This window comes from Psychromonas sp. L1A2, from assembly GCF_009828855.1.
In the GTDB taxonomy this organism is placed as follows: domain Bacteria; phylum Pseudomonadota; class Gammaproteobacteria; order Enterobacterales; family Psychromonadaceae; genus Psychromonas.
In genome coordinates this window covers 962,745-984,508 of record NZ_WUAG01000001.1, presented here as the reverse complement: position 1 = coordinate 984,508, position 21,764 = coordinate 962,745, and the positions used below count along the sequence as shown (strand labels likewise).

Genomic DNA, 21,764 nt, shown 5'->3' with positions numbered 1-21,764 from the left:
TAATAGTATTATTTTCATTTTGCTTTTTATCGCGCCGACAGTATACGCCAAGCAAACGATTTTTAAAATTTTTTAGATGAATATTTTAAGATAAACAAGCCTGTAGAATCAAAAGTAAACAGACTCTGAATAAATGTATTAAAAAGTGTACAAATAAATGAATCTACTACCTGACTCATTTTTCAACACTAGCTCAGAGAGTACAGTACAGGTAATATATGACCAATTTACGTCTGTTTAATTGAGCTTATTAATGACCACACAATTCTCCAATATACCGATACTTTATTCACTGCAACATTGCCCCTATGCGATGCGTGCTCGTATTGCTATTTTTAAATCTCAACAACCAGTATTGATACGCGCGATTAAATTAAATAATAAACCAGCAGAGATGCTCGCGTTATCAACGAAAGGCACCGTGCCGATGTTGGTTTCTCAAGTAGATGGAATCACGACTGAGGTCGTTGAAGAAAGTCTCGATATTATGCTGAAGGTACTAAAAGATAACGATCCAAGTTATTTATTATCCTTTCAAGGTAACGAATCCCTTACAGAAGTAATTGCTATTATTGATGAATTTGAAAAACACTTTTTTGTAGCAGTTGAAGCCTATAAATGTGCCAAACGTTATCAAGAAACCGATATTGTAGAACGCCGACAAGTTTGTGAAGTGTACTTACAAAAATTAGAAGCTCGCTTATCTCAACACGCTTTTTTAACCTCTCAATACGAAGGCTTGTTAGATATTGCCTTGATGCCTTTTGTTCGCCAGTTTTCGAAAGTAGAACGTCAATGGTATCAACAATCGCCCTACCCTAAACTCCGCGCTTGGTTAAATACTTATTTACAAAGTTCGATGTTTACTAAAATAATGGCAAAGCATGAGTTATGGGTAGATTGTCATACGGATATTATTTTTGGTGATATTAAGAAGTAAAAGCTCATTATTAATAGTTGGATAATGAGCTTAATGTAAAGTGTAAAACCAACACATTAAAATTATATATTGATGACTGTTATTGATAACAAGCATCAAAGAACTGTTTTTCTAATAACACAGCTTGCTGAAAGTAATGTTGCATCGTTTCTTGTTGCTCGGCATCAGCATGATTAAATACAGTATCGAGTTGAGTACGTAAATGCTCTATTACTGATTCAAAGTACTCGCCAGAATGTAAGGTGATCCACTCACCAAAATAAAATGGTAGCCCTTCAACAGAGTCTACAAAAGGTCTTGCCCAACTTAAGTAAACCCACTCTGCAACACATAATACTGCAATCATATTCCCGTATTCACCACTGTTCGCCGCTTTCAACATTAATGCTTGGAAATCATTGGTGGGTTTTAATAAAGCGGGGTTGACTCTTTCTGACTGAGCAACATCCAATATCTCAAAGGAACGTTGAAAATAGGTATTTTCAGGACCAGCAATAATACCTAAAAAATGTGCCAATGGTAAACGGTCAGGTAAAGTGGGCGCATGGTGAATTGCTGAAGCAGCTAGACGTACAAAGTTATCAATAAAAGTATAATCTTGAGCCAAATACACTCGCATTTTTTCTAATGGTAAGCTTCCATCTGCTAGTTCAATACAAAAAGGATGGTTGGTCGCTTTTAACCAATCATCAATACAAGTTTGTTTTAATTGTTCACTTGGTCGCATTAGTTTTCCTATTGTTATTTGTAATGAGTAAAACATCCCATAATACTTTTTAAATCAATGACTATCATACTTTTTTAAATGTAAATATTCAGGGAACCACTCTTCACAGTCAGATAACCTTTACGTTATATCAGCTATTCTCGAAATGGATATTGAATGTTTATCAAAGACATGTTTCTATCGGTATCACCATGTGGTTTTACTTTAAGACAATCATTAATCATTGAGGAAACGAAAATGTATAATAATCCTGTCAGTTGGTTTGAAATTTATGTAGATGATTTAGCAAGAGCTCAGAAATTTTATGAATCAGTATTTGAGGTTAGTTTATCTGAAATTGGTGATCCAGACGACAGTAGTATAAAGATGCTCGCTTTTCCTTCTGATAAAACAAAGCCAGGTGTGACAGGTGCTTTAGTCAAAATGAAACGAGTATTAGCTGGCGGAGGCGGCACAATAATTTATTTCTCTTGTGATGACTGTGCGATTGAAGAGGCTAAAGTGAAGGCTGTTGGTGGCTCAATTCAAAAACCTAAAATGGCTATTAGAGAATTTGGATTTATCAGCTTAGTGCTTGATTCAGAAGGTAATATGATTGGGTTACATTCGAAAAAATAATCTTTAATTAGTGCAGTAACTTATTACAAAAAAAGAGCCTTAAGGCTCTTTTTATAACAGCATATGAAATGAGTAAACTAAGCCCCTAACAACAACTTATCATCATCTAATTCTTCGCCATCAGTTCGTGCTTGTGCAAATAGATTTAATAAGTCTTTCACTTCATAACCAGCGCGTTCTTCGCCAGACAAATCAAAGATAATCTTACCTTCATGCAACATGATAGTACGAGAACCATGGTCTAAAGCTTGGCGCATAGAGTGCGTTACCATCATTACGGTTAATTCTTTTTCAGCAATAATTTGCGAAGTAATGTCCAGAATTAATGCCGCTGTTTTAGGATCAAGCGCAGCCGTATGTTCATCTAACAATAGAATTGAGCTTGGCTGTAATGCTGACATCAACAAACTCACTGATTGACGTTGACCACCTGACAACAATCCCATTTCACTTTCAAGACGGTTTTCAAGACCTAAGTTTAAACGGCTTAGTTGCTCACGAAATACGTTACGCATTTTGCTATTAAGCGCTGAAGACAAGCGCCCTCTTTGACCACGACCATAAGCTAGTGCCATATTTTCTTCAACGGTCAAATCGCCACAGGTTCCTGCTAATGGATCTTGAAATACACGAGCAATATCTGCCGTGCGGCCCGTTGCCGGTAACTTAGTCACATCTCGGTCACCAAAAAGAATTTGCCCTTTAGTACTCTTGATATCACCTGCGATAGTGTTCAACAGTGTTGATTTACCAGCACCGTTTGAACCAATAACTGTCACAAATTCGCCTTGCGGTATGGTTAAGTCGATACCGCGCAGTGCGAGCTTTTCAGTCGGTAAACCACGGTTAAAGGTAACGTGTAAATCTTTACAACTAATCATGCTTCATTCCTCGCTGCTTGTTTTGCTTTCCATTCATTACGTAACTTAGGAAAGATCAATGCCAAGGCAACCAGAACTGCCGTGATCAAGTTTAAATCTGATGCGCTAAAGCCTAAGAAGTCAGCATTAAGGGCCATCGAAACAGCGAGTCGATACAATACTGAACCGACAATACAGCTTAATACAATCACATACATTGAACGGCTAGCAAACAATGATTGACCAATAATAACCGCCGCTAAACCAACCACGATGGTACCGATACCCATGGTCGAATCAGCAAAGCCATTAGTTTGAGCAAACAAAGCGCCTGCCAGTCCAACTAAACCGTTAGAAAGTGCTAAACCAGCGTAGACTTTCTGTTTAACGACAATACCATTTGCTTGGGCCATTCGCTTATTAGAGCCCACAGCACGCATTGCTAATCCGTATTGTGTTTTTAAGAACCAAGCCACTAACAATCCACCTATCACAGCGCACACAGCAACAAAGATGACGCGCATGTACATATCTGGCAAGCCAAATAAGCCTTCAAAAGGCGTTAAAATAGTGGGTTCCATAATTAACGCGACATTCGGTTTACCCATCACACGTAGATTAATGGTATATAACGCGGTCATGGTTAAAATACTGGCTAATAAATGCAATATATCAAAACGTAAGTTTAACCAAGCGGTAACTAAGCCCGCACATGCAGCGGCAATGGTACCTGCGAGTGTTGCTAAAAAAACATTAACGCCCATTACAATCAGAGTTGCCGTAACAGCTGCGCCAAGTGTAAAGCTACCGTCAACGGTCAGATCTGGAAAATCCAAGATACGAAAAGTAAGGTATACCCCAATGGCAACTAAGCCATAAATGAGACCAATTTCTAACGTACCTAAAAATGAAAAAAGAGACATATTTATCGATTCTTATTTAATAACTTTAGTAGCACGAGCTAAAACAGCAGCAGGAACTTCGATGCCCATTTTAGCGGCCATTTTAGGGTTAACGTACAGGTCTGTACCTTCTGCCATTTTGACATCGATTGAACCTGCTTTTTCACCTTTTAGGATACGTACAACGATATCACCGGTTTGACGACCTAAATCGAAGTAGTTGTAACCTACGGCAGCAACTGCACCACGAGAAACGGTATCGGTATCACCAGCAAACACAGGAATTTGTGCGTCAATGCCTACTTTAATAACAGACTCAACAGCACTAATAATGGTGTTATCAATTGGACAATAGATAGCATCTACTTTGCCGACCAGTTGTTTTGTTGCAATCATTACGTCAGCAGATTTTGGTGCTGCTGATTCAATAATTTTAATCCCCATTTCAGCGGCTGCCACTTTTAACGCAGCAACACTTGAAACAGAGTTTGCTTCACCAGGATTGTAAGGTACGCCTAGCGTTTTTAAATTAGGAACAAATTCTTTGATTAATGCTAAATGTTGTCTCACATTCACCATGTCAGATAAACCAGTCACATTACTACCTGGTTGCTTTAACGACTGTACTAATTTAGCACCAATAGGATCGGTAACAGCAGAGAAAACCACTGGGATATTTCGGCTTACACTAACGGCAGCTTGTGCAGATGGTGTTGCAATGGCAACAATTACATCAGGTTCATCACCGACCATTTTACGCGCAATTTGTGCTGCGATTGCAGGTTGGCCTTGTGCACTTTCATAAGTGAATTTTAATTCATCACCTGTATAACCACTTTCTTCTAATACTGATTTAACACCATCTCGAACCGCATCTAAAGCAGGATGTTCGACGATAGCTGTTGTTGCTACATAAACCGGTTTAGCTTGTAAACCAGTAGAAATAACGACAGCGGCAAGGAGAGTACTTTTAACAATTGAATGTAGCTTCATAATTTAATCCCTTAGGTAAGCTTTATTTATAGAAGAATTAGTGTAAAAACCAAGCATAAAATGGACATAAAATCACACATTTTACCTCTGTTTATTTTTGCTTAACCGTACCAGTTAACGTTAATAATACCAAGCACCTATTGATAAAATGATGAGTAAAATTATTGTTTGATCACTGTTATACGGCGGTTGAGGTTATCAAGGCAATAAGTTAGAGAATGAGTGAATAAAAAAAACATCACAATCTAAAAAGTATGCTGCAGTTTAAAAAATAGCAGAGTATCGAATATAATATCTAGCATGGTATCTAACATAGTATCGGTTTATTGATAACCGATACTATTTATCAGGAGCACTTTTTAAAATATTGAGATTCAATATCGCTCGGATAAAGAGGCTTAGAAAAGAAATAACCTTGAAATACATGGCAACCATGTTCAGTTAAGAAATCTAATTGTTCTTTATTTTCCACTCCTTCAGCAACGGTTATTATCCTTAAATTATTTGCTAGGTTAATAATCGTTGCACAGATTTCTCCATCTTCCACTACTGTAGCGCAATCATCTATAAACGATTTATCGATTTTTAATACGTCGATTGGTAAACGCTTTAAATAATTTAAAGAAGAATATCCTGTACCAAAATCATCAATTGATATTTTGATGTTCAATCCTTTTAATTGTGACAGTACATCAATACAACGATCGATATCAGTCAGTAGCACCCCTTCTGTAATTTCAATTTCTAATAAATTGGCATCGATTGGATGGTCTATCAATAAACGTTGAATATAAGGAATTAATCGTTCTGACACTAAATGTCTACCAGAAATATTGATCGAAATGGGCACATTTTTATATCCTATTGCTTGCCACAGAACTAATTGTTTAGCTGCCTGTGTAAGTGCATATTCACCAATGTTGATGATTAAGTCTGATTCCTCTGCGATAGAGATAAACTCAATGGGAGAGATGAGTCCTTCTTTAGGATGATGCCAACGCATTAAAGCTTCAAAGCCTAATAAATCACCTTGATGAGTCACTTTTGGTTGGTACATTAAACTAAATTGATGTTCTGAATTAATACCTAGCAACATTTCTTGCTCGTAATTAAAGTCTCTTTGTACTTTATCGGCCATATCAATTTCAAATAATTGATAATTATCACGTCCACGTTGTTTGGCATGGTACATCGCAATATCTGCATGTTGAATCAGTTGCTCTGCTTTGTACTCCTTTCCTTTTTCAGTGATAACAACCCCTAAGCTAGTTGGAATAGTTATTTTTCTACCCGCTAATAATAAAGGACTGCGCATTAAGGCAAGCACTTCATTAGCTTTTGAATGGGCGATTTCAATACTAAAATTACCTGTAAATAAAACAACAAACTCATCTCCACCCCAACGAGCGATCGTGTCATTAGGCCCTGTCACTTCAATTAACCGTTTGGCCACTTCACACAGTAATTCATCTCCTGCTTGATGACCTAACGTATCGTTAATTTTTTTAAATTTATCTAAGTCCATGAAGAATAATAATACGTTTCCACTTTTATGGTGGTTTGGATCAATAGCCTTAGTGAGCGAGTCCATAAGATAGGTTCGATTATATAATCCGGTAAGAGGATCACTATAAGCGAGTTGACGCAAATTGCTTTGTAGTTTTAGTTGACGAGTTACATCTCGAATATGCAAGGTAAATTCATTATTATTTGAAAGGCCAAAATTAGCACTGGTCACGGTTATTTCTGCTGGAAAGGAGGCGTTACCATGACGTATTAAAGTAATACTGTTACGAATATTACGCAATATCCCTTCTGACCCTGAGAACTTACACGCTAGACTATTTCTAATAATATCTTGGTCTGGCGTTTGTATAAAAAGATCAATAAAATTCTTACCTATCACCTGTTGTTTAGTACAACCAAAGTTACGCTCTGCTGATGGGTTAAATTCAATAATAATACCTTCCAAGTTAATAATTAAAATACTATCCATGGAGGATTGCAGAATCGCACTTTTACGTTTTTCACTAGCACGAAAATCATTAATGGCGTCATCGCGTTTAGTCATTTCATGTTTAACGCGCGCCAAAACCTCATTATATTGACTAGCAATTTGCCCTACTTCAGTAAATGGTTCTACGGGCACAGGATCATTAAAAGCTCCCGCCTTTTGTTGTTTATGCATCGTACTCAACAAATCAATTAACTCTGTCGAAGCATGGTGCTCTGAAACATTAGTCCCTTTAAGCTCGTCTTCAGCACTGACACGTAATGGAACAAATCGATTAAGAATTGATAGCAGTAAGTAACTCAATATAAAACTATAACAGCCAATACTGACTACCCCAATTAATTGCGCTTCAAATTGCTGCAAGCGAGTAAGTCCAGTATCAAGCAGGGATAAATCTGCGAATAATGCAACCGCAAGTGTGCCCCAAATACCTGTTACAAGGTGAGATGGAACAACGCCCAACGCATCATCAATTTTTAATTTCTCAATCCAAAAAGTAGAAAAGTACAATAACACTCCTCCAACGATACCAATGATCATGGCTTCTGCAGGTGATACGACATGGGCATTCGCAGTGATCGAGACAAGGCCGGCAATAACACCGTTAAGCAAGAAGCCGACATCAAAAAAACGCTTATAATAGTAATGTAAAAGAGAGGCGATAATTCCTCCCCAAGAAGCGGCAAGACAAGTATTGAGAATAATAAGAGGAACTTGTTCGGTTAATTGTAAAGTGCTTCCCCCATTAAAACCAAACCAACCAAACCAAATTAATAACACCCCTAATACAGACATCGGTACGTTATTACCCGTCGGTAAACGACTATTAACATCAAAGCGACCAATTCTTGGCCCGATGATGATGATTGCAGCCAAAGCAACATAACCACCGACAGAATGTACAACGCTCGCTCCAGCAAAATCAACAAACCCAAGCGACTCTAACCAACCACTATTACCGGCTTGGTAAGATGATGCCCAAACCCAATGTCCAATCACTGGATAGATAACGGCAGAGAGAATACAAGCAATACATAAATAACCAATAAAAGTCATGCGCTCAGCGACAGCACCAGAAACTAAGGTAGCAGCAGTACCACAGAACATCATTTGAAATAAGAAAAAACTAATTTGATAAGCGGATTGAGTTTCACCGAAAAAGAAGAGGCTACTACCTATGAAGCCGTCCAGAGAGTCTCCAAACATAAAAGAAAAACCAAACATCCAAAAGATAACAGCGGCGAGAACAAAATCGGAAAGATTTTTTGCAGCAACATTAATGCTATTTTTACTACGTATTTTACCGCTCTCTAGACATAAAAAACCTGCCTGCATACAAAATACTAATAGCGCACAAATAAGCAGCCAAGAAAAATCCATTTTCCATAATCCTTTTAAACAAGAGATAAACTAATGTAGGTCTTAGTCGTTAGTGAATATCAATGTTGCTTAACGACACTTTTTCAAATTTATATATTTAAACAAAGATAAAATTAGATGACACATAATCTGATTTATAGATAAAGATCATACTTAACAAATATAAATAAACATCATCATAATACTCAATCTGAAATATAAATATATAGTTTTCAATGATTTATTAATATAAGTAATTTATCAATAGATATAAGGCCGAGTCCTCTGCTGTCTTAGGAGCAAGGTTTAAATCGCATTCATTTTCATATTGGCGATCTAAATTTGATTCAGAGACCATGGAGTTAATTACGAACAAGAGCCTTTTAAAGGTCCCGGTACTAAATACGCGCTATAAACGGAGGAAAGATGTCTTTTAGTTTATTTGCTTTACACAAAATACTGCAAGCTGAAAATAGGACTCGCAGAGTTCCTCCGCTCATAACACTAGGCAATGTCTGATTAGATATACGCGTCTAAGTCAAAAATAACACACTAAAACCTTCCGGCTTTCTGCAGCTATTATCAACCTTTGACTTTGGGGCGCTGGCTTCAGCCTGCAGGGATTCTGGTGTTAAGGTTTATGCTTTTGATTATGTATTAACTGTTATTAATTGAAATATCTCTCTTAGCAATCAACACAAAAAAGATCTGCAAGCTGAAGCGTGCGCCCCCAAATAAAACTCGCAGAACTCCTCCACTCATAATACTAGGCGACACCTAATTCGCCATGCGTCCCGAAGTCAAAAGATAGATTCAATATGCTTCTTAGTTCAGAACCTTGTCAGTTGGTAAAATATGCATTTGTCCTCGGGGCGCTGGCTTCAGCCTGCAGGATTTTTTGTGTTGAATTTTAAAAGGTAAATTGAATGGCAGTAAAATCATCATTAAAAAGAAAACACACACAAACAAAAAACTGCAAGCTGAAGCGTGCGCCCCGAAATAAAACTCGTAGAGCTCCTTCGCTCATAATACTAGGCTGCACCTAATTCGCCATGCGCCGCGAAGTCAAAAGATAAATTTAAAATGCTTCTTAGTTCAGAGCCTTGTAAATTGGTAAAATATGCATTTGACCTCGGGGCGCTGGCTTCAGCCTGCAGGGACTCTGGTGTTAAGGTTGATGCTTTTGATTATGTATTAACTGTTATTAATTGAAATATCTCTCTTAGCAATCAACACAAAAAAGATCTGCAAGCTGAAAATAGGACTCATGGAGATCCTCCGCTCATAATACTAGGCGGCACCTAATTCCCCATGCCCCCAGAAGTCAAAAGATAGATTCAAGATGCTTTTTAGTTCAGAACCTTGTCAGTTGGTAAAATATGCATTTGACCTCGGGGCGCTGGCTTCAGCCTGCAGGATTTTTTGTGTTGAATTTTAAAAGGTAAATTGAATGGCAGTAAAATCATCATTAAAAAGAAAACACACACAAACAAAAAACTGCAAGCTGAAGCGTGCGCCCCGAAATAAAACTCGTAGAGCTCCTTCGCTCATAATACTAGGCTGCACCTAATTCACCATGCGCCGCGAAGTCAAAAGATAAATTTAAAATGCTTCTTAGTTCAGAGCCTTGTAAATTGGTAAAATATGCATTTGACCTCGGGGCGCTGGCTTCAGCCTGCAGGGTTTCTGGTGTAAAGGTTTATGCTTTTGATTATGTATTAACTGTTATTAATTGAAATATCTCTCTTAGCAATCAACACAAAAAAGATCTGCAAGCTGAAAATAGGACTCATGGAGCTCCTCCGCTCATAATACTAGGCGGCACCTAATTCCCCATGCGCCCCGAAATAAAACTCGTAGAGCTCCTCCGCTCATAATACTAGGCTGCACCTAATTCGCCATGCGCCCCGAAGTCAAAAGATAGATTCAAAATGCTTCTTAGTTCAGAGCCTTGTAAATTGGTGAAATATGCATTTGACCTCGGGGCGCTGGCTTCAGCCTGCAGGGACTCTGGTGTTAAGGTTGATGCTTTTGATTATGTATTAACTGTTATTAATTGAAATATCTCTCTTAGCAATCAACACAAAAAAGATCTGCAAGCTGAAAATAGGACTCATGGAGATCCTCCGCTCATAATACTAGGCGGCACCTAATTCCCCATGCCCCCCGAAGTCAAAAGATAGATTCAAGATGCTTTTTAGTTCAGAACCTTGTCAGTTGGTAAAATATGCATTTGACCTCGGGGCGCTGGCTTCAGCCTGCAGGTTTTTTTGTGTTGAATTTTAAAAGGTAAATTGAATGGCAGTAAAATCATCATTAAAAAGAAAACACACACAAACAAAAAACTGCAAGCTGAAGCGTGCGCCCCGAAATAAAACTCGTAGAGCTCCTTCGCTCATAATACTAGGCTGCACCTAATTCGCCATGCGCCGCGAAGTCAAAAGATAAATTTAAAATGCTTCTTAGTTCAGAGCCTTGTAAATTGGTAAAATATGCATTTGACCTCGGGGCGCTGGCTTCAGCCTGCAGGGACTCTGGTGTTAAGGTTGATGCTTTTGATTGTTAGCAGCAAAACTTTTCACCTTGATAGCTAGATAAACCTTCAGAATCACAAATTTCAGACACAAAAAAAGAGCCTTTAGGCTCTTTTTGGAATTAAGATTTAAGTCGAAATTAACGACGTAGACCTAATTCTGCGATTAATGCTGTGTAAGCAGCAACATCTTTACGCTTTAAGTAGTCAAGTAATTTACGACGTTGACTAACCATGCGTAGTAGACCACGACGGCTGTGGTGATCATGGATGTGCTCTTTGAAATGGCCTTGAAGGTGGTTGATTTGTACTGTGTACAATGCAACTTGAACTTCAGATGAACCAGTATCGCCTTCTGAACGACCAAATTTTGCTACAATCTCAGCTTTCTGTTCTGCACTTAGTGACATAACGTACTCCGATATTTTGTGGTTATGTGAATAACCTATTTTAAGTATTACTGCCGATCACTAATTCAGCAGTAAAGTGAAGGCCGAATTCTACGGACTTTTCGTATTATGTGCAACTATAAATATGGTCGATTTTGCGCTTTTTATTGGTTATTTATATGATAATAAAAGTAGACTATGCCGTTAAGATATTTTAATGAAGTAAACATTTAATATGACGTACTACGTCGATAAAGTTGAAGGGCGATAAGGAAGTAAAAAGATAGAGAACGACCTTTGGCATTCAAAAGCCGTTCTTTTTATCATTAACGTAATGGTTTTAACAATGCTTTAATCACTGTACTTAAACTAATAAAAACAACCAACACCGCCAATAGCGGTAACACGATGAACATCATTGGATGCAATTGTGCTGGTAGCTCAAAGCTCCACGTCATTAAGCCGAATAATATAATTTCAGCAGCAATAGCAGCAACAAAGCCACCACTTAATGCCAATAATCCATACTCAGCCCACAAAGTATTACTAATACGCTTTTTACTTGCCCCTAAGGTGCGATACAACGTAATTTCTCGTTTGCGTTCGTTCAAGCTTAAACGCAATAAAGTAAAAATAAGCAAAATACCAGCTAATACACCTAAAGCCGCTAAACCAGTTAAAGACCAAGAAATCTGTCTTAATAGACCTTGTACCTTACTTGCCATTGTACGAAGATCTAATAAAGTCACCGTCGGATATAAACGAGCAAGTTGATTTACAAAGGTTGTTTGATTTTCTTCTGCTCTAAAACTAACCATCCATGTTGCAGGTAAATCAGCAACGGCATCTTTACTAAAGATGAAGACAAAATTAGGCTTTAAACTTTGCCATTCAACAGCTCTAAAGGAATTAACGGTTGCAGTAAATGGTTGGCTATTTACTTCAAAGGTCATTTCATCGCCTAATTTTATGCCTAGCTCTTCAGCAACCTCTACCTCAACAGACACTGTTTTTTCACCAGTCCATTCACCTGCGACGACTTCGTTGTAAACAGGTAATTGATCCATCCAAGTAAAGTTAACTTCACGTTTTAAAATACGTATTTCAGGATCTTCATAAACAGCAAGATCGGTTGTATTTTGATCTCTAATTTTTGTAATACGCCCACGAATGATGGCAAAAGCATCACTTCTTGGTAGTTCAAACTTATCTAGTTCTTTTAAATAATTAGGCTGATCTTCAGGACTAATATTAATAGAGAATACGTTAGGTGCATCAGGCGCTAATGTTTGTTGCCAATCCCCCAATAAATCACTTTTAATTAGCCAGATTAATGCGACTAACATTAATGATCCAGATAATGCGGCTAACTGCATCATGCTATTTTTGGGTGACCGACTAATACGACTTAGCGCTAGACTAAATGCAGCATTCCACTTCAACTTGCTTAATAACTTTAAAAACTTAAAGCTTAAAGAAGCTAATACAACAAATAAAACGAGCAAACCTATTAAGACCATCCAGACTTGTATATTAGCGCCATAAAACACCACCAATGCCGTCAAGGGCAGCAATAATAACCACCAGCTTTTTTTGGAGTATTGTACCGCTTGTTTTTGAATAACATTAATCGCAGGGGCATCTAATAACCGTGTTAATGGGATCAATAAAGCAGGTAACCCAATACAAAGTGCGACCCCAATGGCAAAGACAAAAGGCTGTACGCCAACGCTTGGTAATTCTTTTGGTAAAATACCTGCGAGTGGAATACGTAATAAATACTCTAATAGTAGTCCTAGCGAACCACCGATAACAAAAGCAACGGCAAACATAATCAACACTTGTGTTGTTAACCAACTGCGTAGCCATGCTCGACTAGCCCCCATGCTTTTTAACATAGAAACAGTTTCACTTCGGTTTCTGACGTAATGTAAACAGGTTAAAATAAGGGTTACAGCAGCCATTAAAATAACCATTAAAATAGTTAAAGATAAATATTGCTTTGCTTTATCCATTAATCTGGCCGCACGGCTTTCTCTGTTTTGATCGACCCATGATTCACCAGACTGTAATTCATAACTTTCTTGAAAAGCAGCTAAAGAAGTTAAATCACCATTAAGGAATAAGCGATAACGTACTCGGCTCCCTACTTGAATTGCACCTGTTTTATCTAGGTCGCTACTATGAATAAATAAGTTGGGGATACTATTAAAAGGGTTATAAGCTAACTCAGGCTCATCATCAATCACCCCTGTAATTGTCAACTCCGCATCGCCAATAGCAATTGAATCCCCTATCTCAGTTTCTAAAATAGAAAATAACCTAGGAGATAGCCATAGTTCACCGGGCTTCACTTCATGTGTCACAACCTCGCGACCATCACGTAAATTTAACGCGCCGCGCAATGGATAACTTGTTTCTACACTTTTAACAGTGACTAATTGTAATTTTTTTTCACTAAATGCCATCGTTTGAAAGCGACTTTGCGATGAAATAGTGAGTCCGGCAGCTTCTGCTTTATCTACTAGTGATGAAGAAATAGGATTTGATGATCTCATGACCAAATCCGCAGCTAATAACGCGCGACCTTGATTCGTCATTACTTTTTCTACACGTAATGCCAACGTAGAAAGTGCAACAACACAAGCAATGATCAAGGTTAATGCAACCATTACAGGCCAAAGCTGACCGGACCATATCTCTCGCCAGCTCCAGTTTATTATCATTTTATTTGTTTTCATGCGGATTCCTGACACTGGCCATCACTAATAATCAAAGTACGTTGACAACGCTTAGCAAGTTCAGCATCGTGCGTCACTAACACCAATGTTGTGCCTTGATCTTTATTCATCGCAAATAGTAGTTCAATCACATGTTGTGCCGTTTTATGATCTAAGTTACCCGTTGGTTCATCGGCAAATAAGATTTTTGGGCGTGTAACAAATGCTCTAGCTAATGCAACACGTTGCTGCTCACCACCTGAGAGTTGGGTTGGTAAATGAGTTTCACGTCCAGCTAAACCTACTTCTTTTAATAATGCTTTAGCTTTTTGGTTATTGCTACTTTCATCTTCATTACCACGTAAAACCATTGGTAAAGTGACATTTTGAAGCGCATTTAGAGAAGGGATAAGTAGAAAATTCTGGAATACAAACCCAATAGATTCGCTGCGCATTTTCGCACGTTGTTCATCATCCATCGTAGAAATGGTAGAACCTAAAATTGAAATTTTTCCCGAGGTTGGCTGGTCTAATCCAGCAAGTAAACTCATTAAAGTTGATTTACCCGCACCCGATGTCCCCATAATAGCAACTGACTCACCAGCATTGATGTTAAAGGAGATCCCCTTTAGGATAGATAACTCGTTATTATTACTAATAACTGATTTAGTAATGTTTTCAACACTTATAATGGATTGACTCATGATTAAACTCGTTTCCTTATTATGTACACTTTTGTTTTCATCTATCGTCAACAGTAACACGTTACTGATTGTTGGAGATAGTTTAAGCGCAGGTTACAAAATGCCAGTAGAAAATAGCTGGCCGGTATTATTACCAGAAAAATTAAAACAACAAAATCAACAAATTAAAATAATCAACGCCAGTATTTCAGGCGATACTAGTGGTAATGGTTTGGCGCGTTTACCCGCATTATTAGCAAAACATCAACCTGACTATGTATTACTTGAATTAGGTGCAAATGATGGTTTGCGTGGATTTTCACCCGATATCGTCAGTAATAATCTAAGTGCAATGATTGAGCAAGTCAAAACAAAAAAAGCTCAACCTATTTTAATGCAACTTAGAGTGCCGACAAACTATGGAAAACGTTATGGTGATGCATTCTCTAGTATCTACCCTTCATTAAGTGAAGAAAAAAATATCCCTCTCATGCCATTTTTCTTGGAATATGTGATTACTAAACCTGAATGGATGATGAGTGACGGTTTGCATCCAAAAGAAATAGCACAGCCATGGATTGCTGAATTTATTGCGACAGAATTAGGGAAAATAATAAAATAATACTGCCTTCAACTCATAAAAACATAGCGCTGACAATCAAAATGCTTTAAAAATGAAATACGTTCGTTGATAGAGTTAGGATCATGATTAAAAACCAAAAAACAGCCACGCTGTTTGCGTTATTAGCAGTATTAATGTGGTCCACTGTAGCCACTGCTTTTAAGATTACATTGACTTATTTCAGCGCATTACAAATGCTATTAGTAGCAAGTTTTGTAAGTAGCGCTGTATTACTCATTATCTGCTATCGACAACATAAAATAAGCTTACTTAAAACGAGTTTTTTAAAGCGCCCTTACTTTTATCTTTTAATGGGGGCAATTAATCCTTTTTTATATTATTCATTGCTTTTTCAGGCCTACGACTTATTACCCGCACAACAAGCACAATCTCTTAATTACACCTGGGCGATTACCCTCTCTTTATTGGCTGTTCCCGTATTAGGGCAGAAGTTACGCCGTAACGATATTATTGCTATTACATTAGGTTACTTAGGCGCGTTGATTATTGCCACTAAAGGAAACTTACTCGCGCTTGATTTTGTCAGCCCTTTAGGTGTTACTTTAGCTTTACTAAGTACTATTCTTTGGGCTTGTTATTGGATATTTAATAGCAAAAATGATGCAGATCCTATGATTGCTTTATCGTTATGCTTTTTATGCAGTTTACCTATGATCATGTTAACCGTCTTAATTTTCGATGATATTTACATAACCGCTTGGCAAGGTTGGTTGGGTGCGGCCTATATCGGGTTATTTGAGATGGGGCTTGCTTTTGTTGCTTGGCTAACAGCATTAAAATACGCTGAAAGCACCAGTAAAATTAGTAATTTAATTTTTATATCCCCTTTTGTCTCTCTATTATTATTAAGTCAGATTATTGGAGAAACTATCTACCCTGCTACCGTGATTGGTCTCATATTAATCATAGTCGGACTGTTCATTCAAAAACGCGCTTGATTCGCCTCTTACCCTCTTCTGTAGATCGATAAGTATTACTTATCGATTAACTTAAAATAATTATTCAACTATATTTCCTAACCCTCTGGTCAACTTAATGCACTTACATTACAATCAAAAAGACTCTAAGTAATTGTTTTAATTAAAAGCACCTATTTTGAGGTAGTTAAAATTTACATTAAATGGTCATATTTATTCAATAATTTTGTCACACAAGGTGCTTATTATGCAGCCTTTCAATTGAATAAATATTCAATCAACTTATCACCACCACACACTATGCATGATTTTGCTAGGTGTTTTGGTTTTTTTAAATGTATTTAATAAGAAAGAATAGAGGGATTTATGAATAAAAGTTTATTAGCAGCAGGTATAGCATTTGCTCTTTCAGCACCAACACAAGCCGATATTTTCATTTCAGAAGTTATTGAAGGTAGTGGTTTTAATAAAGCAGTTGAAATCGCAAACACAGGTAGCAGTGCAGTAACACTTACAGGTTACACTATTGCTCATAGTACTAACGGTGGAGTACCACTAGAAGACTTAGCAACAGGTTCTACTTTTGATTTAAGCGATGTAACAATTGAAGCTGGCGACGTATATGTAATAGCAAATACGCAAGCAGACACTGAAATATTGAATAAAGCAGATGAAACATCAGGTGGCAACCCTGTGAACTTCAACGGTGATGATCCCATTGCCTTGTTTATCGATGGCGTTGCACATGATGTCGCCGGTGAATTTGATGATGTAGATTGGAATAAAGACGTAACATTAGTGCGCTCTTTCGACCAAACTCCAAAAGCAGTTTACAACAGTGCAGATTGGGAAATACTGGCTAAAGATGATTCAAGTAGACTAGGCAGTATTAATGGGGTAAGTGAAGTAGCAGAAGCAACAGCACCTGAATTTGATGCTGAAGTTACCATCATGCAACTACAAGGTAACGGTGAAAGTTCACCATTCACCGATCCTGATAACTTTGAGTTTGACTCAGAAGAAGTGTTTAAAGTAACAGGTATTGTGACACACATCCAAACGGCTTCTTTAGGCAGTGACTTACCTGTTGGATTTTTTATGCAGGATGCAACGGGTGATGGTGACGTAACAACATCCGATGGTATTTTTGTAAGTTACAGTGCAGTATCAGGTTTAGACTTAACAGTAGGCGATGAAGTAGTTGCTTATGGTCAAGCAACAGAATCCTTTGATTGGACACAACTTTCAGCTGAATTTGTAGAGGCAACGGGTAGTAATAACCCAATGACGGCAACGACATTAGAAACGTTAGACACTGATGATGATTTTGAAGATACCTTAGAACGTTATGAAGGTATGTTTATCGAGTTAAACACTGGTTCTGACATGAAAATCACACGTACTTTTGGTTTCGACTTTGATAGTTTCAGAAACAACATGGTACTTGCTCATGGTGATATCAACCGTCAGCCGAACCAAAATAACAACCCAGGATCAGCAGGCGCAATTGAACAAACGGAAAATAATGCTTTAAATCGTCTATTTATTGAAACAGCGACAGAAGCTGAAGATGGAGTCGTGCCTTGGTATGAAGATTTCGGTGCAGATAACGGTACTGGCACAACCGAGGATTATTTACGTGTTGGTGCAACGGTTGACGGTATGCAAGGTTTTATTGGTTACTCATTCTCGGAATTCCGTTTATATGTTGATAATCAATTAACAGCAGAAAACTTTGATCATGAAGGTGTCGATCGAACAGTTGCACCTGTTATTGAGTCTGGTGACCTAAAAATCGCTACATTTAACGTATTGAACTACTTTAACTCAGAAGTGGGCGGTGCAGAAAATCCAAACGGTAGCAATCGTGGTGCTGACAATGCAGATGATTTGGCAGTGCAAACAGCAAAAATTGTCGCAGCATTAGTTGCGCTTGATGCTGACTTTGTAGGGTTAATGGAAGTTGAAAATAATGGCTTTTCAGAAGACTCCGCAATCGTTGCGTTGGTAACAGCATTAAACGAAGCATTAGATGAAGATAAGCAATACACTATCGCGTCTAGTGAAGACTACGATTACATCGGTACCGATGCCATTACTAATCAAGCCATCTACCGTGCTAATAAATTAAGTTTAGATGAGTTTGATGTGATAGAAATGCCACAACAACATGCACCTGAGACTGGTTCTGAATCGGGTGATAATTTCATGCGTGACGCGGTAACGCCTACTTTTACAGTGATTGGCACAGATAAAAAACTAACGATTTCTGTTAATCATTTAAAATCTAAAGGCTCTACCTGTTATGAAGATGTTATAAACGATGAACAATTAGCCGATACTGATTTACAAGGTAGCTGTGAAAACTTCCGTGTATCTGGTGCTTTCCAATTAGCTAACTCTTTAGCGGAGAAAGAAGGTTACACCATGATTGTGGGTGACCTAAATGCGTATGCAAGTGAAGACCCGCTTCTACTATTAACCAACCAAGATAATGCAGAAACAGGTTATGAACTTAAGGCTGCCGCTTACACTTATATTGGTGGTGACAGTGATGAGCTAGGTGAACAGTTACATGGTCCAGATGGTGCGACATTAACTGAGAGTTATGGCTATATCGATACACTAGCTAAATTTGAAGAAGAGGGTTTAAGCTACTCATTCAATGATGAAGTCGGTACATTAGATTACATTTTAGTAGATGAAGAGCTTGGCGAACTAGTCGTTGATGCTGCACATTGGAATATTAACTCAATAGAAAGCGGTTTATTTCAATATGATTACGACTTTGGTGATGTAAACATTTATAACGATGCTTACCGTTCATCAGATCACGATCCTGCTATCATCGTTTTAAACTTCGGTATAGAGAGTGATTTAGGTGAAAGTATTTCATTACCAAGTGAACCTGTTTCATTGCCCGTTCAAACAACAACGATTGATGAAGATGGTACATTCACTGTAGTTGTTGATCTAACCGCTTCTACTTTCAATAGTTTACAAATAGGCACCAATGTAAATGCAGTTATTTCAGAAGTTGAAAGTTCGCGAGCAGCAACAAGCCAAACGGGTTCAATAGACTTAACTGAAGAGCAAATAACACAAGGCTGGGCAACGGTTGAAGTAAAAGAGGCTAGCGCAGGAGATGTAACAGTATCTAGCTTTATAGGTGATGAATTAGTTGCAACAAACGACTACACGTTAACGACAGAAGAAGATACAGATAATAACGCTGACGACACTAGCGGTGGTAGTAGCAACATATTCACATTGTTATCACTACTAGGCTTTGCTGGATGGCGTTTAAGACGTCGTCAACAAAGTTAAAGCAACTGCTAAAGCTTACTCTATATTAGCAATTAATATCAGCCCTTTATGTGTTTCTCATAAAGGGCTTTTTTATAAGCTGTAGATTCCTCACTGTAATTTACACCTAGCATTTAAATCAGATATTTAAACTTAATATTTAAGCCAAAATACGATAATAACTAATACAACCTTATTAATATGAAACACCCGATCTACAAAACACATCAACTAAATAGTTTTTCAATTTACAGTCATATCAAACATACCGATAGACGATTAACGAAGTTAATCTTCGAAAGGCCTCAATTTACGCCTTAAACTAAGTCATTTTTCCTGCGTAAAATTTAGATCACTTATTTAATGTAATCGGTATAACGATTTTTAAAAGGTATGAAATTACTGAACAATAGAAACGTCCAAAGTAATTGAGACTATCAAAGCAATCAAAGTAGCAAGGAGATTTTAATAGCAGGTTGTTAGGTAAGGCTATTCAGATGAAGCGATTATAAAATCTGATTTATGAAATGTATTGCCTATAATCATCAAGTAAAAAAAAACACCAATCATCACAATTGGTGCTTTATATCATTCAAATATTGATTCGAAGATTAAAGTTATTTCTTAACTCTACGAGATACTAAAGCTAATAGGCCGAATGCAAAGATAGCAATAGTAGAAGGTTCAGGTACATCAACAACTAATGATGCATTATTAAATCCAGCGCCTTGAAAAGCAGTTTCTGAACCGAAGATAACAAAACCATTGTTTTCTGTGTCGCCGTTTACCCAATCTTGGATAATGCTCGTTACATCAACAGTATAAGTGTCAAACGAATCAGTCTTAACGTTATCTACCACTACAGATTGATTAGTTGATGAATCAGCATATTCAAATAAAGGCAAAGAACCAGACTCATCACTCCATGCACTTTCAACTTGCCCTAATAAAACACTTAAATCATTGATAGTATTAAGACGAGAAACAAAATCAATTTCAAACAATGCCGAGAACGTTGAAGCATTAACGATATCTGACGTTAAGAAACTTAAATCAAAATCAATAAAAGTCGCAATACGTAAATCTTCTTGAGATTCATTAGCTCGTTCACGTGCAATCACTTCAGTACTAGATAATGAACCACTACTAACTGAACCAGCTGAATTAAGGTCACCATCCAAAGAAACACTAATAATAGTTTCTGGAGATGTAGTAATTAATGAAGCTTGTGCACTTGTCGCGATTAATGCAGACATTAAGTAAAAGCTAGTTGTAACAGCAATCAAAAGTCTTTTTGAATTTAACATATGTTTTATCCTTTGGTTCACTATTGCTAATGTTAGTAGGCAAGATGTAAACGATTATTTAGGTATTCCTAAGATAGTATAAAGCATATACCATGCCATGATAAATATCACTTTAGTTTCAATAAGATAGATTTTTTAATGTGTTTTAAGAAATCAAAGTGAAAAGAAACCCGACACCTCTTTGGGGTTATTTTTCATTTCAGACAACATAACTTATGTTATACCTACTTCGGTGTATGAATAATCGACACTACGTTACCTGATAAAGTAACTGACTAAAGAGCAACTTATTAAGTAAATAACCTCAGTTCTGGGCAGGTAAAGCGATACAACACCGTGATTTTCGGGGATTTCTACGTTAAATTATTTATCAATAACCCGTTATTATACCAATGGAATTAAATAAGTGATCAGAGATTGCGCAGGAAAAATTAACACTAATAAGGTGTGAGTTGTAGGAGATAGTTGATCTCACTTCAAAACTCACAACGCAGTTAGGGGTAATTTTAACCAGCAAGAATGATCGCCTTATTAATTCTTTTGGTATTAATTCAATAATTCGCCTTGAACTACGTAAAACTAACGGCACTGACTAGTAAAAAATATAACCATGATTTTAAATGAAATTCCGCTTTCATTAACCAGCATTGAGGTTAAATAATAGAGATTTACACCACTCAAACTAGAAAGACCTAACACATGCCAGATATCACATCATTTATTTCATATTAATTTACTTTAATAAAATAGAAATCGTTAAATAAAGCCGTTAATAGCGTTATTAGAGAAAATAAATAACTGCCCACCTCTCAATATAATAAAAAGAGAAAAACCGTCTCAGGCCTCTTTAAAT

At 37.3% G+C, this 21,764-nt stretch carries 14 protein-coding genes; 5 read left to right on the top strand and 9 right to left on the bottom strand.

Annotation, left to right across the window (positions count from 1 at the left end):
• The first annotated feature begins 253 nt into the window (after positions 1 to 253).
• A complete protein-coding gene (locus GQR59_RS04320) occupies positions 254 to 940 on the top strand; it encodes a glutathione S-transferase (RefSeq protein ID WP_160060845.1) in 687 nt (228 codons plus the stop codon).
• Positions 941 to 1,019: 79 nt separating this feature from the next.
• On the opposite strand, the gene GQR59_RS04315 is transcribed toward GQR59_RS04320, so the two are convergent.
• Positions 1,020 to 1,667: a TenA family protein gene (locus tag GQR59_RS04315; RefSeq protein WP_160060844.1), complete on the bottom strand. Its 648-nt coding sequence runs from the start codon at positions 1,665 to 1,667 to the stop codon at positions 1,020 to 1,022.
• 156 nt (positions 1,668 to 1,823) lie between these two features.
• On the opposite strand from GQR59_RS04315, the gene GQR59_RS04310 reads away from it, so the two are divergent.
• Entirely contained in the window at positions 1,824 to 2,285 is a 462-nt protein-coding gene (locus GQR59_RS04310) for a VOC family protein (RefSeq protein ID WP_236546645.1), read from the top strand.
• Positions 2,286 to 2,362: 77 nt separating this feature from the next.
• On the opposite strand, the gene GQR59_RS04305 is transcribed toward GQR59_RS04310, so the two are convergent.
• From GQR59_RS04305 to GQR59_RS04275, 7 genes are all read right to left on the bottom strand, one after another.
• Positions 2,363 to 3,166: an ABC transporter ATP-binding protein gene (locus GQR59_RS04305; protein ID WP_160060843.1), complete on the bottom strand. Its 804-nt coding sequence runs from the start codon at positions 3,164 to 3,166 to the stop codon at positions 2,363 to 2,365.
• Positions 3,163 to 4,068 (bottom strand): ABC transporter permease, encoded by a 906-nt coding sequence (locus GQR59_RS04300; protein WP_160060842.1) that lies wholly within the window; start codon positions 4,066 to 4,068, stop codon positions 3,163 to 3,165. The genes GQR59_RS04305 and GQR59_RS04300 overlap by 4 nt, the downstream gene beginning before the upstream one ends.
• A gap of 12 nt (positions 4,069 to 4,080) precedes the next feature.
• Positions 4,081 to 5,040 (bottom strand): ABC transporter substrate-binding protein, encoded by a 960-nt coding sequence (locus tag GQR59_RS04295; protein ID WP_160060841.1) that lies wholly within the window; start codon positions 5,038 to 5,040, stop codon positions 4,081 to 4,083.
• A 346-nt stretch (positions 5,041 to 5,386) separates the two neighbouring features.
• Positions 5,387 to 8,434: an ammonium transporter gene (amt, locus tag GQR59_RS04290; RefSeq protein WP_160060840.1), complete on the bottom strand. Its 3,048-nt coding sequence runs from the start codon at positions 8,432 to 8,434 to the stop codon at positions 5,387 to 5,389.
• 2,652 nt (positions 8,435 to 11,086) lie between these two features.
• Positions 11,087 to 11,356: a 30S ribosomal protein S15 gene (rpsO, locus tag GQR59_RS04285; protein WP_025563525.1), complete on the bottom strand. Its 270-nt coding sequence runs from the start codon at positions 11,354 to 11,356 to the stop codon at positions 11,087 to 11,089.
• Between the two features lie 305 nt (positions 11,357 to 11,661).
• Positions 11,662 to 14,076, bottom strand: a complete 2,415-nt coding sequence (locus GQR59_RS04280) for an ABC transporter permease (protein WP_160060839.1) — start codon at positions 14,074 to 14,076, stop codon at positions 11,662 to 11,664.
• Complete coding sequence (locus tag GQR59_RS04275; RefSeq protein WP_160060838.1) at positions 14,073 to 14,759, bottom strand: ABC transporter ATP-binding protein; 687 nt, start codon at positions 14,757 to 14,759, stop codon at positions 14,073 to 14,075. The genes GQR59_RS04280 and GQR59_RS04275 overlap by 4 nt, the downstream gene beginning before the upstream one ends.
• On the opposite strand from GQR59_RS04275, the gene tesA reads away from it, so the two are divergent.
• The 3 genes from tesA (at position 14,758) to GQR59_RS04260 (ending at position 19,625) form a co-directional block, all read left to right on the top strand.
• Positions 14,758 to 15,360 carry a multifunctional acyl-CoA thioesterase I/protease I/lysophospholipase L1 gene (tesA, locus tag GQR59_RS04270; RefSeq protein ID WP_160060837.1) on the top strand — a complete coding sequence of 201 codons (603 nt, stop codon included), beginning with the start codon at positions 14,758 to 14,760 and terminating at the stop codon, positions 15,358 to 15,360. The genes GQR59_RS04275 and tesA overlap by 2 nt on opposite strands.
• An 83-nt stretch (positions 15,361 to 15,443) precedes the next feature.
• Positions 15,444 to 16,319 carry a DMT family transporter gene (locus GQR59_RS04265; RefSeq protein ID WP_160060836.1) on the top strand — a complete coding sequence of 292 codons (876 nt, stop codon included), beginning with the start codon at positions 15,444 to 15,446 and terminating at the stop codon, positions 16,317 to 16,319.
• Positions 16,320 to 16,664: 345 nt separating this feature from the next.
• Positions 16,665 to 19,625, top strand: coding sequence for an ExeM/NucH family extracellular endonuclease (locus GQR59_RS04260; RefSeq protein WP_160060835.1), 2,961 nt, complete (start codon positions 16,665 to 16,667; stop codon positions 19,623 to 19,625).
• 596 nt (positions 19,626 to 20,221) lie between these two features.
• Here GQR59_RS04260 and GQR59_RS04255 read toward each other — a convergent pair.
• The gene (locus tag GQR59_RS04255) at positions 20,222 to 20,911 is read right to left on the bottom strand and encodes a PEP-CTERM sorting domain-containing protein (RefSeq protein WP_160062392.1); all 690 of its coding nucleotides are present in this window, start codon (positions 20,909 to 20,911) and stop codon (positions 20,222 to 20,224) included.
• Positions 20,912 to 21,764 lie beyond the last annotated feature (853 nt).

Coding starts and splice junctions, on each gene's coding strand:
- GQR59_RS04265 (WP_160060836.1), top strand. CDS start 15,444: ATGATTAAAAACCAAAAAACAGCCACGCTGTTTGCGTTATTAGCAGTA.
- GQR59_RS04255 (WP_160062392.1), bottom strand. CDS start 20,911: ATGTTAAATTCAAAAAGACTTTTGATTGCTGTTACAACTAGCTTTTAC.
- tesA (WP_160060837.1), top strand. CDS start 14,758: ATGATTAAACTCGTTTCCTTATTATGTACACTTTTGTTTTCATCTATC.
- GQR59_RS04315 (WP_160060844.1), bottom strand. CDS start 1,667: ATGCGACCAAGTGAACAATTAAAACAAACTTGTATTGATGATTGGTTA.
- GQR59_RS04305 (WP_160060843.1), bottom strand. CDS start 3,166: ATGATTAGTTGTAAAGATTTACACGTTACCTTTAACCGTGGTTTACCG.
- GQR59_RS04295 (WP_160060841.1), bottom strand. CDS start 5,040: ATGAAGCTACATTCAATTGTTAAAAGTACTCTCCTTGCCGCTGTCGTT.
- GQR59_RS04275 (WP_160060838.1), bottom strand. CDS start 14,759: ATGAGTCAATCCATTATAAGTGTTGAAAACATTACTAAATCAGTTATT.
- GQR59_RS04300 (WP_160060842.1), bottom strand. CDS start 4,068: ATGTCTCTTTTTTCATTTTTAGGTACGTTAGAAATTGGTCTCATTTAT.
- GQR59_RS04310 (WP_236546645.1), top strand. CDS start 1,824: ATGTTTATCAAAGACATGTTTCTATCGGTATCACCATGTGGTTTTACT.
- rpsO (WP_025563525.1), bottom strand. CDS start 11,356: ATGTCACTAAGTGCAGAACAGAAAGCTGAGATTGTAGCAAAATTTGGT.
- amt (WP_160060840.1), bottom strand. CDS start 8,434: ATGGATTTTTCTTGGCTGCTTATTTGTGCGCTATTAGTATTTTGTATG.
- GQR59_RS04260 (WP_160060835.1), top strand. CDS start 16,665: ATGAATAAAAGTTTATTAGCAGCAGGTATAGCATTTGCTCTTTCAGCA.
- GQR59_RS04280 (WP_160060839.1), bottom strand. CDS start 14,076: ATGAAAACAAATAAAATGATAATAAACTGGAGCTGGCGAGAGATATGG.
- GQR59_RS04320 (WP_160060845.1), top strand. CDS start 254: ATGACCACACAATTCTCCAATATACCGATACTTTATTCACTGCAACAT.